We start from the raw sequence: 12,609 nt of genomic DNA on the forward strand, positions 1-12,609 counted from the left end.
GGGTAATTTCATGAACTCGCTTATTCGTACTAAATCTTTGCTGTCCATCAGCTTATTATTGTTACTACCAGCCGTAGGTGCGGTTCATGCTGCAGAAGTCAGTGGCGGCACGGTGAATTTTCACGGCAGCGTGGTCACCACTGCATGTGCCATCAGCAGCAACAGCGCAGATATTAATGTGGAGCTTGGCGAGATCCGCGCAGCTTCTTTGAAAACCGCAGGTAGCCAGTCTGCTACGGCTAAAAACTTCGCCATCGTTTTACAGGGTTGTGACACCAAAACCTCAACGGGCGTCGCGATTACCTTCAGCGGCACACCCGATAAAGCTGACCCCACAAGCCTGGCTGTAGGCTCCAACGGCGGGGCTTCCACGGCGCAAAACGTGGCTATCCGTCTGTATGATGAGGACGGGGCTCAGGTAAAACTGGGCGTCGCATCCAGCGTCACCAGCCTGCGTGATGGCGAGAATACACTCAACTTCAGCGCTAAATATTACTCATCAGCGGGCGATGCCACCGCAGGTGATGCCAGCGCCGTTGCCACTTATACCCTGACCTATTCCTGATGACAAAGGCCCGTTCCGGGAGCGGGCCTTCATTATTGCTAAGTATAAGGACATTCATGAAACGCTTTCACTCACTCATTCTTCTGCTGATATTCAGCGCCATTGATGCCCGCGCCGGGGGCGTCGGGCTGGGAACCACGCGTCTTATCTACACCAGCGACAGTAAACAATCCTCACTGGAAGTCAGAAACACCGATTCGCAGTCACAGTTTCTCATCCAGTCATGGATAGAGAACGAACAGGGGCAGCCCTCACGCGATTTTGTTATTACGCCGCCGCTGTTCGTGCTCAAGCCTGCCAGTGAAAATATGCTGAAGGTCCTGTTTGCCGGAAAACCACTTACTCAGGATCGGGAAACGCTTTACTGGATAACGGTGAAAGCGATTCCGCAGATGCAAACCACCACATCTGAAAATACATTGCAGTTTGCGTCTGCCAGCAGAATAAAGCTCTTTTACCGCCCGCAGAGTATTGCTGAAGGCGCTGTTCAGAGCCATACAAAAATAAAAGCAAACAATCATAACGGGACAATCACTTTTAGCAACCCGACACCTTTTTACATTACCACTACAAATGTCCGTATTGACAATAAGAGCGTTGCACCGGTGATGATCGCGCCGAAAAGCGAAGCGACAATCCCGGGAAAATTTCAGGCTGCACAGCGCATTAGCTATCAAACCATCAACGATTTTGGTGCATTAACCCCGGTGATGGACGTGCATTTTTAGCCGCAGTTTTGAGTTAACTTAATCGCGCAAAATGAATCAGGTTAAAATGAAAGTTAAAATCATTTTTATGGCATCGTCATTAACTCTGCTGGTGGATAACGCCGTTGCTGAAAGTGATTTACGCTTCAACCCGGCCTTTATTAATGGCGAAGTCGATAATAACGTCGATCTTTCGTGGATCGGCAGCGGCAATGAAATTCCACCGGGTCACTACAACGTTAATATTTATATCAACGATAATTTTGCTTTCACCGCCGACATTCCCTTCGCGATGAGGGAGGGGGTCGTTTCACCTAAGTTCAGCAAAGAGCAACTCAGCGCGCTGGGAATCGATCTTAAACAGCTTGCTGACGCCAATGCGTTTCAGCAGCAACAAGCCGGGCTCTGGTCTCTTGAAGATATCCTGCCCCAGGCCACATTTTCATTCATCAACAAAACCATGACGCTGCAAGTTAACGTTCCCCAGCGCTACATGGTCAACCTGCCGCGCGGCTACGTTAATCCAGAAAGCTGGGACTACGGGCTGACCTCCGGATGGGTGAACTATGTGATCAACGGCTCGCGTGATGACGCGCAGGCTCCGGAACAGCTTTTCATCGGGCTTTCCAGCGCGCTGAACTGGGGCGCATGGCGTTTACGCGACTACTCCACCTGGACCAAAAGCCAGGCGGATGGTTTTTCTCATGGACGCACCTGGCTTCAGCGCGATCTGAAAGCGCTGGACTCCCAGCTTTCCGTCGGGGAAGTGCTCTCTTCTCAAAAGCTGTTCGACTCCGTCGGCATGCGCGGAATTATGCTCAATTCCGACGATAATATGCTGCCGGACAGCCTGCGCGGGTACGCCCCGGAAGTAAAAGGCATTGCCAAAAGCCATGCCACCGTGACCGTACGGCAAAATAACAACATTCTCTACCAGACGACGGTTTCACCCGGCCCTTTCATTCTGAAAGATCTGTACCCGACGGCATTTGGGGGGGATCTGGACGTTACCATTGAAGAGGAAAATGGCCAGAATCAGCATTTTACCGTGCCGTTCGCAAGCGTGCCTGACATGTTGCGTCGGGGGCAGGTTCATTACGCCGTAGGGGCAGGCAAATATCAGGCCGCTGGTAACCAGAACGAGCCACAGCTGTTTTGGGGGGAGGCGTACTGGGGAACATTCGATAACCTGACGCTGTACGGCGGCACGCAGCTTACGCCCGATTACCGCGCGGTGGCTATCGGCGCGGGACAAAATCTGGGGATCGTGGGTGCTTATGCCGTCGATCTTACCCACGCACGCAGCCGACTGGCCGATGGTCATCTCTATTCAGGTAATTCTGTTCAGGTTCGTTACAGTAAATTGCTGAACTATTACGGCACCCGGCTTAATTTTTATTCCTGGCGCTATTCAACCGCAGGCTTTTACAGCCTGAGCGACACCACATGGCGGGCCATGAAAAGCGGTGCCCCGCCGCAAACGACAAACAGCGACGGAACCGTCACTTATCAATACGACAATTATTACGATTTAAGCAGGGCCAAAAAAGCCAAAAACCAGCTCGAGATATCTCAGCAGATGGGCGATTTAGGATCGCTTTCGCTCTCCTGGGTACGACAAACCTGGTGGAAATCGAATCAGACGTCAGAAAGCACTCAATTCGCCTGGAACAGCACCTGGCGGCGTTTATCGTTTGGCCTGAGCTACCAGCGGAGCACTTCACTCGGCAGCGGGAAAAAGGAAAACATCCTGTCGTTAGCCGTTTCTGTTCCGCTGGGCTCGCCCGCTGCCGCTACGCGGGCAAACTTCTCCGTACTACAGCCCAGTGCTTCACCTGCGGTTTATAACCTGGGTATTAGTGGCTACATGCCAGGCAACAAAAGTCTGTTCTACAGCGCCAGCCAGAGAATAAATTCGCAGAATGAAAACGGCGGGAATCTCGCGCTGCAATATTCCACCGGAAAAGGTGACTACAACCTGGGCTACGGCTATTCGCCACAGTCCCGCAATATCAGCTATGGCGCAAGTGGCGGTATCGTCCTTCATGAGGGAGGCGTGACGCTCAGCCGCCCATTAGGCAACACCAACATTCTGGTCAAAGCACCGGGAGCCGAGGGCGCCTCGCTGCGTAATAACCCGAATGTTACCACCGACAGCCATGGCTACGCCGTTATCCCCTGGGCTTCACCCTATCGTCAGAACCGGGTTGAAATGGACGTCACGACCGCCGGGCAGAACGTCGAGATCGAAAATGCCATTGTGAACGTGGTGCCGACAGAAGGCGCTCTCGTCAGAGCGGAAATTAAAACCCAGACCGGGCTCAAAGCGATGTTCTTTATCCGCCACGGCCGGAGCGATCTGCCTTTTGGCAGCCTCGCCTCCATCAGCCAGCGCCAGCAAAACAGCGGCATCGTCGGCGACAACGGCAGCTTATACATGTCGGGTTTAGCGGAGTCCGGCACGCTGAAAATCGTCTGGGGAAAAGGGGCGGATAAGCAGTGCCAGGCCTCTTATTACCTGAAACCCCAACATTTCAATCCGGCGACCGGCCTTTACACACAGGAGCTGAATTGCCAATGAATAAACGTTTCTGTGCAATCGCCCTGCTGGCGGGCTCTCTTCTGCAAGCCCCAGCCCACGGGTACGACGTTTTAATTTCCATCACCGGCAGCATCATTGGCAATACCTGCGACGTTGCCGCAGATGCAAAGACCCTGACGGTTCCTCTTGGCACAATCAGCACCGGACAGTTTCGTACAGCAGGCAGCATGGGCAATGTGAAATCCTGGTTCACGCTGAGCCTTCAAAACTGCGGTCCAACGTTCACCGGGGCAAAGGTTCGCTTTACCGGCACGCCCGCCCCTGCCAACGCACAATGGTTAAAAACGACCACCGGCGGCGCAAGTGGAGTTGCCCTTGCGCTATTCGACTCAGACGACCAGCTCGTGCCTTTAAATACGCAGACTAAGTTCTATGGACAGGCAGGAGCCAGCGACGTAGAGATGAAATTTTATGCCCGTATGATCGCCACGCAGTCCACTGTCGGCGCCGGGGATGTATCAGCAACGGCCACCTGGCTTGTGGAGTACCAATGAAGACATTGACTTTTTTAATCACTTTTCTGTTCAGCATCCAGGCCTGGGCATTGAACTGGGTCGCCGATATCGTGCTCTCCCCTGTCCCACTGACCTACTCCGGTCCGGCAAACTCCATCGTTCCGGGTAAAGTAATTGGCAGCAACTGGAGCGCCACTGCAGATGTGCAGGAGGTGTTCTGGTGTGGGCTGGTCTTTTTGTGCAGCAAAGGCACGATGGAACCCGGTAGCGGGACTGTCTCGACCGGCATGAGCGTAACGCTCGACGGCAAAAGCTACACCATCTTCGAAACCGGCATTCCGGGCATTGGCTACATTATTGGCCTGAAAGATTTTTACGGCAGCGCCTACATGCCATTGCAAAACGGCGTAACGCAAACCTATCCGGCAGACGGCACCAGCGGGTTTGCGCAAAATCTGGGGTGGTCCGGCAAGGTGACCTTTATCAAAACAGGACAGCCGCTGGTATCAGGGGTTTATGTCACGCCGACCATCAACGCAGCGCTGCTCACGGCATACAACAATGAAACCAAAACGGCCAGCGTTATCATTAACCCCACCACAATCACCGTCACCGCGACCGGCTGCGTGGTGATCACCAAATCTGCAAGCGTCAATCTGGGTGCTGTGGATATTCGTCAACTGCCCACGGTAGGCAGCATGGCTGCTGCCGGCGCATTTAACGTCACTCTGGATTGCGACGCCGGCATCTCCCTGAGCGCCGTCCTGAGCGATCAAAGTTACCCGTCAAACAACAGCGACGCGGTTGCCCTTACCTTAGATTCAACCGCCGGCGCGCTGGGAGTAGCGTTTTATTACGATGGCACAGGCCCTCTTCATCTGGGGCAGGATAGTTCCGCAGCGGGCACAGCCAACCAGTTTTACATCACCACCACTACCACGGCGCAAACCGTCTCGCTGCCTTTCCAGGTGAGGTATGTACGTAAGGGGACCATTGTGCCAGGCACGGCTAACGCGTTAGCCAGCCTGACATTTTCCTATCAATAACGCACAACAACTTAACGCGTCAGAAATAACAGCAGTTCTGTTTTATTGCGCAACCCAAGTTTACGGATTGCCGAGTTTTTTAATGCACTGACCCGGCGATAGCTGTTTTCTGTTTTTACGGCGATATCCTGCAAAGAGTCGCCCGCTTTAATGGCTTTAAGGACTTCCCATTCACTTTCCGTTAACGGAAACTCACCGGAATTTTTTTTGCGTGAACAGGTGCTGGCATCGATCACTTTCATGATATAGCTTCGCCATGTCGACAAGGGTTCATTCAATGAGAGCCAGGCATCAATATGACCACGAATATACAATGAGGAGTCAGGCTGTTGTGAGTACATGCAGATTGCCATTTTTGGGTATTTTTCCCGCGCCTCTTTGACATATTCCAGACAGCCATATCCGGTGCCTGATTCCAGACCGGACCAGAATACCAGGTCGATATCACTTTGTTCCTGCGTATTTTCCAGCAATGGATAATTTCTGACCGAGACGCTGATTTTCCCCTGCGTATCCAGCTCCTGTAATAAAGTATAAATTGCGTTGCGGACAAAATGATTCGCATCTGATAATGCAACGGTCATCCGCCCTTCTGACCCTGGTATATTCAGCATAACCCCCTCCTTACTCCCTGGTGCACATGCCGTTAGATTTGTTCTGATTTTGATTACTGAGTTGTCATTCCATTATGGCGAAGAGGCTTTCCCAGGCGCACCTGAAATTATTTGAAGTATTTCCGCTGCATATTTAAAGCCAAATAAAGATTAATTCACAATCATTTCAAAAACATCAGCCACCACAAAAATTATCGGTTACCGGTGCCAATAAATAACACAGCGCAGTCATAGAAAAGAGCCCTTTCCTTAAGTTTTCTGCCCGCTGTAAAAATCAAGTTTAGAAGCATGAGCATTGCTAAATATGACTATTTTTCAGAAAAATCCTTTTTCAGGGGGTGTATAATCCAAGAAATAATCTTTAACAAACACCCTTTATCAGTTAAAAAAACCTCAATTTATCTCTTACAAACAAAGAACTGCTTTATATTTATGGAGAAAAAGAAAGGAAGCTATGCACAATCATTATATTATAAATAACACTTTAGAATTTCATCCAGCGACGAGTACGCTACGGGATTTGCATGACCCCAACAATGTAGTGGTACTAAATTATCCCGCCAGTCGCTGTCTGCTGTTATTGATTAATCGCCAGGGAAATATCGTTACCCAACATGAGGTCATGGATATTGTCTGGGAGCAAAGTGGGATGCAAGTCTCACTGAATACCTATTATCAGAACATCTCAATTCTACGAAAGGGATTAAAAAAGTTAGGGGTAGTTGAAAATCTGATCGTGACCATTCCGCGCATTGGCCTGACGCTGGCCAGCGGCACCCAGGTTAAGAAGCTGGTCGCCGATAATGAGGTGGAAATCAGGCACGATCATGCAAATGCTATTCATGAACAAGAAGATGACAGCATGAGCCCAGGTTTAACCATCGAGACACAGCATGCTCCAGGGGACACAAAATTGTTCCCACCAGCACAGAAAGCTAGCCTGCGTGTTCTTGCTCACCGGCTATCAATCAAGCAGATAAGCAGCCTTATCCTCATTATTTTTATTTTGTTGACGCTCTTTATGGCATTTGCCATAGGCTCTGACAATGCCACTAATCACCGCTACTTTGAAACCTATTCTGCCTCTATTTCACACGGAGAATGCAGAGTCTTTCTTTCAAATAATATCAAAAGCAAAGCTGATAAAGATAAAGCCCTTTCATATGTGAACCGTTTCGAGAGAAGCTGCCAGAACTATCCCTGGCTATATATTTCACACTTTCCGATGTTGCCTCGAACCTCTATCATTCGCTGTGATAAGCCGATGAGCCAACATAATACCTGTATTTCAGATTATTTCTTTGAGTCCAATAAGTGATGCTAAAGAATTTATCGGTACTTCTTCTGATTGCTGTAGCGCTGTTTGCCAGCGCCAGCCTGACTTATATCCTCTGGATATCGAAGCATGATAATACCATTTCCTGCGTGGCTAATCACATAAGCCATGGTTCACAAGGTAATGTTCATGGAACATCGCACTACGTATTCAATAAAACAGGTGGTTCCCTGAGCCTGAACGGCTATCTGGAAGAAGATCCCACTAAGATCTTCAATCGAAAAATTTTATTTGATTACCAACGGAATCAAAATACCTATGTATTACGCTCGATGCATAATATCAAGTATCCCGATGATTCCGTCAGCGATGAGTGGATGGCACAGCGCTTTCCTGATTTTTATGTTTATGAAGGCAAAGATATTTACATTAAAATAATAAAACAGTTCAATAACAACTATCTTTTTTTTATAGGGACACTACCGACATTCTCCTGCAAACGTTCCTTCCAGGCCGTAGTGGTGAAGTGAAGCCATTAGCTCACGTTAAGTTTCAACTAAAGCATACAGCTGATTATGACAAAACAAACAGGCCCAAATAGGGCCCGTTTATTCAGATAAAGAAAATGATCAGACGTTTGCGGTAGGTTTTGTTTCCGTCTTAACCTGCGCATTTTCCAGCATTCGGCGTACCGGGACAATCAGCACAATTAATACCGCAGCACAGATCAGCAGCGCCACAGAACAACGAGCGAAGAGGTCTGGCAGCATATCCAGCTGGTCGGCCTTGACGTGACCGCCAATCAGACCTGCCGCCAGGTTACCCAACGCGCTGGCGCAGAACCACAGCCCCATCATTTGACCGCGCATTCTTTCCGGCGCCAACAGCGTCATGGTCGCCAGGCCAATCGGGCTCAGGCAAAGCTCACCGAGCGTCAGCATAAGGATGCTACCTACCAGCCACATCGGTGAGACACCTGCGCCACCGTTGCCAAGCACGTCCTTCGCCGCCAGCATCATCAGGCCAAAGCCTGCGGCAGCAAACAAAATGCCGATCACGAACTTGGTGATACTGCCCGGGCGAACGTTCTTGCGCGCCAGCATCGGCCACAGCCAGCTGAACACCGGGGCCAAAATAATGATAAACAGCGCATTGATGGACTGGAACCAAACTGCCGGAATTTCAAAATCACCGATCATGCGATTGGTGTAGTCGTTCGCAAACAGGTTGAAGGAGGTTGGCTTTTGCTCAAATGCCGACCAGAAGAACGCCGCAGAGACCAGCAGAATAAAGCACACCAGCAGTCGTGCGCGCTCTTTGCGGTTCAGACCGGCGAAGAGGAAAAGATAAATGAAGTAGAGCGCCACGGAGGCCGCAATAACGTACACCAGCGCGCTGGCAACCGCGACAGGGTTGATAATGATAATGCCCCGGGCAATCAGCGTGACAATCACTGCAACGCCCACTGCCAGCGCCAGCAGCCAACCGCCAACGCCTTTTTTCTTCGAAACCGGGCTGTTCCAGGTGGAATCCAGCCCTACTTCGCGGTCGTAGCGTTTCATTGATGGTACGGCAAACACGCGGAAAATAATCAGCGCCACCAGCATCCCGATGCCGCCGATGCCAAAGCCCCAGTGCCAGCCGTGTGTTTTAATCAGCCAGCCGGAGATCAGCGGTGCGATAAACGAACCGATGTTAATGCCCATGTAGAACAGCGAAAAACCACCGTCGCGTCGGGCATCACCGGCTTTGTAGAGCGTGCCCACCATAACCGAAATACAGGTTTTGAACAGGCCAGAGCCGAGTACGATAAACATCAGGCCAACGAAGAACAGCGTATCGCCCATAAAGGCCGACAGTGCAATTGACAGGTGCCCGAGCGCAATCAGAATCGAACCGTACCAGACTGCTTTCTGCTGGCCAAGCCAGTTATCCGCAAGCCAGCCGCCCGGCAGAGCCGCCAGGTACATGGCCCCGGCAAAAATCCCGACGATGGCCGAGGCGTTTTCACGTGCAAGCCCCATTCCGCCGTCATAAACGGTCGCCGCCATAAACAGGATCAGCAGTGGACGAATGCCGTAGAAGGAAAAGCGCTCCCACATCTCAGTGAAGAACAGCGAACCGAGAGGATAAGGGTGGCCGAAGAACGTCCGGCCTTCGTTATGTTGAGCAGAGGACTGCATAAATACTCCCGAAGAGGTGTGTCACGGTGTTTGCAAACGCTGAGATACATGCCGACCTTTATGTAAAAATTTAGTCGGTCATTTACGCTCAGCAAAAAATCTTTTAACCATTTGATAACCAAGCACTGGTTTTGTCTAGTGCCAACCCGGGGACTTTAAGATGAAAAGTCGACAAATGTCTACTTTTACAGCTTTTTAGTTTGATAAAAGTCGTAAGTGATTGACTTTAAGCAACAACAGTGACCAGCCCCCCGTTGATTAATACACCGTGATGTTTGTAATGTCTTCATCAACAACGTAAGGGCATCCATGCGAAGAAGCGTTTTTCCGACGAACAGATCATCAGTATTCTCCGCAAGGCCGAAGCCGGGATTTCAGGCGTACAGGTCACGCGTATTCTGGACAGTATCGCGCTTTTCCCTGGCTATCCGACTACGATAAGACCGATCAGGGTCCGGAATTCACCTGCCGCGCACTGGATCAATGGGCCTTTGAGCATGGCGTGGAGCTGTGTCTTATCCAGCCGGGCAAACCGACTCAGAACGGGTTTATTGAGAGTTTTAACGGATGATTTAGAGATGAATGCCTGCATGAGCACCGGTTCAGCGATATTGTTCACGCCCGGAAAACAATTAATGACTGGCGGCAGGATTATAATAAGTGCCGCCCACATTCATCGCTGGATTACCAGACTCCAGCTGAATTTGCAGTGGACTGGCAATATGAAGAAAAACCAACTGACATGACTAACTGAAGGTTGTATCTAATCCTGGGGCAGGACATGGTGAGTGGACATATATGCTTGAAGATAACGACTCATTCCAGTGTATTTAGACGCTGGCCAGCACGATATGAGAGCTAACTTGACGATTGAAGATATAACAATTAAGGAAGTTAACTGAGTGGCAAAGGTATAGGGGATTTTAATGTCACAACTTTACTACTTAACTGAAGAATATCACTTATCCTTCCAGCGCAACGCCTCTGTCAGCGCCCTTAACGCAGGCGTTATTTGCCTGTTGGGATAATATAAATGACAACCGTGAAATACGGGGCTCCACTCATCGAGTACTGAGACAAGCCTGCCATCAGCCAGCTCCTCTGTGATTTCATGCTCCAGTAAGACCCCCAGCCCTGCGCCAGCACGAATGGTTGCACCAGCAAGTACCCCGTCATTAACGATCAATTGCCCCTGAGTCCTGATATTTATCATTTCGCCCTCACGCTCAAATCGCCAGGGCGTAATCTCACCGGTCGTTACCCTGCGATAATTAATGCAAATATGCTCCTGCAAGTCATGCAGTGATTGTGGGCGGGGATGACGTGCGAAATAGCCAGGTGTACTCACGACTCGTGTGCGGGAATCAGGTTCAAGCCTGATGGCAATCATATCATTTTCAACAACCCCGCCAGGTCTGATCCCGGCATCAAAACCTCCGGCGACAATATCGGTCAGCCGGTCATCAATGGTGACTTCAACAGTCACGTCAGGATATTCCCGCAAAAAAGCAGGTAGCCGGTCGGCAAGGAGAGTTCGGGAGGCATAGTGAAGCGTGGTCAGTCTGATATTGCCCGCTGGCGTGCCCCGCCAGCTCGCAAGCGAGGCCAGGCCTTCAGCCAGTCCGGCAAGGGCAGGCTCCAGCGAATGCAATAATTGTCTACCTGCTGCTGTTGGTGCAACGGAACGGGTAGTTCTGGCAAGCAGCACGACGCCCAGCCGCTGCTCAAGCCCACGCATGGCATGACTCAGCGCAGAGGGTGATAACCCCATTTCTGCAGCTGCACGAGTGAAGCTACGCGTTCTTGCCACGACAGCAAATGCTGCCAGATCGTCGAGATCGCCACGTTTCATTGTTGCATCCCACTCACAAGGTCTTGCCATGAACCGGGGCTAGTTATTCCGTAACATGGTCGTATGCTAATAACTTTTCTGACTCATTGAAGAGATACTACCATGAATCTTTGCAGCTATCGCACTCTGGGGCGCTCAGGCCTTATCGTGAGCCCACTTGCACTGGGGGCTATGACTTTTGGTGCCGGACGCTGGGGAGTCGATGAAGCCGGTGCCCGCGCTATTTTCGATGCTTATATCAATAACGGTGGTAATTTCGTCGACACCGCTGATGTCTATGCGGGTGGCAATAGCGAAGAGATGCTGGGGCGTTTTATTAACAGCAGTGGCAATCGTGAGAAGGTCGTTATCTCTACCAAAGCGGGTTTTCCACGCAGGCAGGATACGCCGCTGACCGGGGGGAATTCAGCCCGTAACATCCGTAACGGCATCGAAGGCTCCCTCAGGCGTCTGGGAACAGATTATATCGACCTTTTCTGGACACATGTGTGGGACCAGACAACCCCGCCTGAAGAGGTTCTGCATGCATTAACCGATGCCGTTCGCCGGGGAGATATTCTCTACTATGGGTTCTCTAACGCACCTTCATGGTACGTTGCCCAGATTGCCACTCTTGCCCGTGCAAATGGGTTACCTGAGCCTGTGGGTCTGCAATATTCCTATTCACTGATAGACAGAGGCGTTGAGCTGGATATCCTCCCTGCAGGAAAAGCACTGGGTATGGGATTAGTTGCCTGGAGCCCGCTGGGAGCGGGGTTATTGACGGGGAAATATGGCCGGGAGAAGCTGAGTAACGCCGGTCCTGCGGGGAGCCTGCCTAACACGTCGGGCGAATCCGGGCAGAAAAGCGATGGTCGTCTGAATGGCGATAATCCCTTTGGCGGACTGCTCTTCACTGAAACAAATTTTCAGATTGTGGACACCCTGCGTGAAGTCGCAGAAGAGATGGGCAGGCCCATGGCGCAGGTCGCACTCGCCTGGGTCGTGAACAGGGCCGGAGTATCATCCGTACTGATTGGTGCCAGCAGAGCAGAACAAATTGTACAGAATATTACTTCGCTCGATATTATCCTCCCTGACGAGTCTCTTGAAAAACTGAATGCTGCTGGTGCACCACCTTTACTTAACCCTTACTACATCACCAGTCTGCCGAAGGAACGCATTTTTTCCGGGTATCCCGTTGAAGGGTGGCTATAAAGATCAAAGAGTAAAACTCATTTTTATTCATTATCTGGCGGCAATCTTATCGCCAGATATATCTCTATTGCTTATTAGGCTCGTAATGATGTGTAAGCATCCCTGCAAAACG

At 50.6% G+C, this 12,609-nt stretch carries 11 protein-coding genes and 1 pseudogene; 9 read left to right on the forward strand and 3 right to left on the reverse strand.

Annotated elements, in window-relative coordinates; all coding sequences use genetic code 11:
• The first annotated feature begins 10 nt into the window (after window positions 1–10).
• From AB1287_RS02740 to AB1287_RS02760, 5 genes are read left to right on the forward strand one after another with little or no spacing between them, the layout of a single operon-like run.
• Window positions 11–565 (forward strand): fimbrial protein, encoded by a 555-nt coding sequence (locus AB1287_RS02740; protein ID WP_435616866.1) that lies wholly within the window; start codon window positions 11–13, stop codon window positions 563–565.
• 56 nt (window positions 566–621) lie between these two features.
• Window positions 622–1,293 carry a fimbria/pilus periplasmic chaperone gene (locus AB1287_RS02745; protein ID WP_435616867.1) on the forward strand — a complete coding sequence of 224 codons (672 nt, stop codon included), beginning with the start codon at window positions 622–624 and terminating at the stop codon, window positions 1,291–1,293.
• Between the two features lie 46 nt (window positions 1,294–1,339).
• Window positions 1,340–3,853 (forward strand): fimbria/pilus outer membrane usher protein, encoded by a 2,514-nt coding sequence (locus AB1287_RS02750; protein ID WP_435616868.1) that lies wholly within the window; start codon window positions 1,340–1,342, stop codon window positions 3,851–3,853.
• On the forward strand, window positions 3,844–4,368 hold the full coding sequence (locus AB1287_RS02755; protein WP_436799815.1) for a fimbrial protein: 525 nt from the start codon (window positions 3,844–3,846) through the stop codon (window positions 4,366–4,368). The genes AB1287_RS02750 and AB1287_RS02755 overlap by 10 nt, the downstream gene beginning before the upstream one ends.
• On the forward strand, window positions 4,365–5,375 hold the full coding sequence (locus tag AB1287_RS02760) for a fimbrial protein (protein ID WP_312624873.1): 1,011 nt from the start codon (window positions 4,365–4,367) through the stop codon (window positions 5,373–5,375). The genes AB1287_RS02755 and AB1287_RS02760 overlap by 4 nt, the downstream gene beginning before the upstream one ends.
• Window positions 5,376–5,386: 11 nt before the next feature.
• Here AB1287_RS02760 and AB1287_RS02765 read toward each other — a convergent pair whose 3' ends face one another.
• Window positions 5,387–5,989, reverse strand: a complete 603-nt coding sequence (locus tag AB1287_RS02765; protein WP_312624874.1) for a LuxR C-terminal-related transcriptional regulator — start codon at window positions 5,987–5,989, stop codon at window positions 5,387–5,389.
• A gap of 454 nt (window positions 5,990–6,443) precedes the next feature.
• Between AB1287_RS02765 and AB1287_RS02770 the strand changes: the two genes are divergently transcribed.
• On the forward strand, window positions 6,444–7,307 hold the full coding sequence (locus AB1287_RS02770) for a transcriptional regulator (RefSeq protein WP_435616870.1): 864 nt from the start codon (window positions 6,444–6,446) through the stop codon (window positions 7,305–7,307).
• Window positions 7,307–7,795, forward strand: a complete 489-nt coding sequence (locus tag AB1287_RS02775; protein WP_312624877.1) for a hypothetical protein — start codon at window positions 7,307–7,309, stop codon at window positions 7,793–7,795. The genes AB1287_RS02770 and AB1287_RS02775 overlap by 1 nt, the downstream gene beginning before the upstream one ends.
• A 99-nt stretch (window positions 7,796–7,894) precedes the next feature.
• Here AB1287_RS02775 and AB1287_RS02780 read toward each other — a convergent pair whose 3' ends face one another.
• The gene (locus AB1287_RS02780; protein WP_312624878.1) at window positions 7,895–9,448 is read right to left on the reverse strand and encodes a peptide MFS transporter; all 1,554 of its coding nucleotides are present in this window, start codon (window positions 9,446–9,448) and stop codon (window positions 7,895–7,897) included.
• Window positions 9,449–9,816: 368 nt separating this feature from the next.
• Between AB1287_RS02780 and AB1287_RS02785 the strand changes: the two are divergent.
• Window positions 9,817–10,202 (forward strand): annotated as a pseudogene (locus tag AB1287_RS02785) (integrase core domain-containing protein); the annotation flags it as partial.
• A gap of 204 nt (window positions 10,203–10,406) precedes the next feature.
• Here AB1287_RS02785 and AB1287_RS02790 read toward each other — a convergent pair.
• A complete protein-coding gene (locus AB1287_RS02790) occupies window positions 10,407–11,300 on the reverse strand; it encodes a LysR family transcriptional regulator (protein ID WP_435616871.1) in 894 nt (297 codons plus the stop codon).
• 147 nt (window positions 11,301–11,447) lie between these two features.
• On the opposite strand from AB1287_RS02790, the gene AB1287_RS02795 reads away from it, so the two are divergent.
• Window positions 11,448–12,497 (forward strand): aldo/keto reductase, encoded by a 1,050-nt coding sequence (locus AB1287_RS02795; RefSeq protein WP_312624880.1) that lies wholly within the window; start codon window positions 11,448–11,450, stop codon window positions 12,495–12,497.
• Window positions 12,498–12,609: the final 112 nt, after the last annotated feature.

This window comes from Scandinavium sp. UTDF21-P1B (assembly GCF_040750395.1).
In the GTDB taxonomy this organism is placed as follows: domain Bacteria; phylum Pseudomonadota; class Gammaproteobacteria; order Enterobacterales; family Enterobacteriaceae; genus Scandinavium.

Bases quoted from the DNA above. Each gene is read 5' to 3' on its own strand.
- AB1287_RS02740 (WP_435616866.1), top strand. From the start codon at position 11: ATGAACTCGCTTATTCGTACTAAATCTTTGCTGTCCATCAGCTTATTA.
- AB1287_RS02745 (WP_435616867.1), top strand. From the start codon at position 622: ATGAAACGCTTTCACTCACTCATTCTTCTGCTGATATTCAGCGCCATT.
- AB1287_RS02750 (WP_435616868.1), top strand. From the start codon at position 1,340: ATGAAAGTTAAAATCATTTTTATGGCATCGTCATTAACTCTGCTGGTG.
- AB1287_RS02760 (WP_312624873.1), top strand. From the start codon at position 4,365: ATGAAGACATTGACTTTTTTAATCACTTTTCTGTTCAGCATCCAGGCC.
- AB1287_RS02765 (WP_312624874.1), bottom strand. From the start codon at position 5,989: ATGCTGAATATACCAGGGTCAGAAGGGCGGATGACCGTTGCATTATCA.
- AB1287_RS02770 (WP_435616870.1), top strand. From the start codon at position 6,444: ATGCACAATCATTATATTATAAATAACACTTTAGAATTTCATCCAGCG.
- AB1287_RS02775 (WP_312624877.1), top strand. From the start codon at position 7,307: ATGCTAAAGAATTTATCGGTACTTCTTCTGATTGCTGTAGCGCTGTTT.
- AB1287_RS02780 (WP_312624878.1), bottom strand. From the start codon at position 9,448: ATGCAGTCCTCTGCTCAACATAACGAAGGCCGGACGTTCTTCGGCCAC.
- AB1287_RS02790 (WP_435616871.1), bottom strand. From the start codon at position 11,300: ATGAAACGTGGCGATCTCGACGATCTGGCAGCATTTGCTGTCGTGGCA.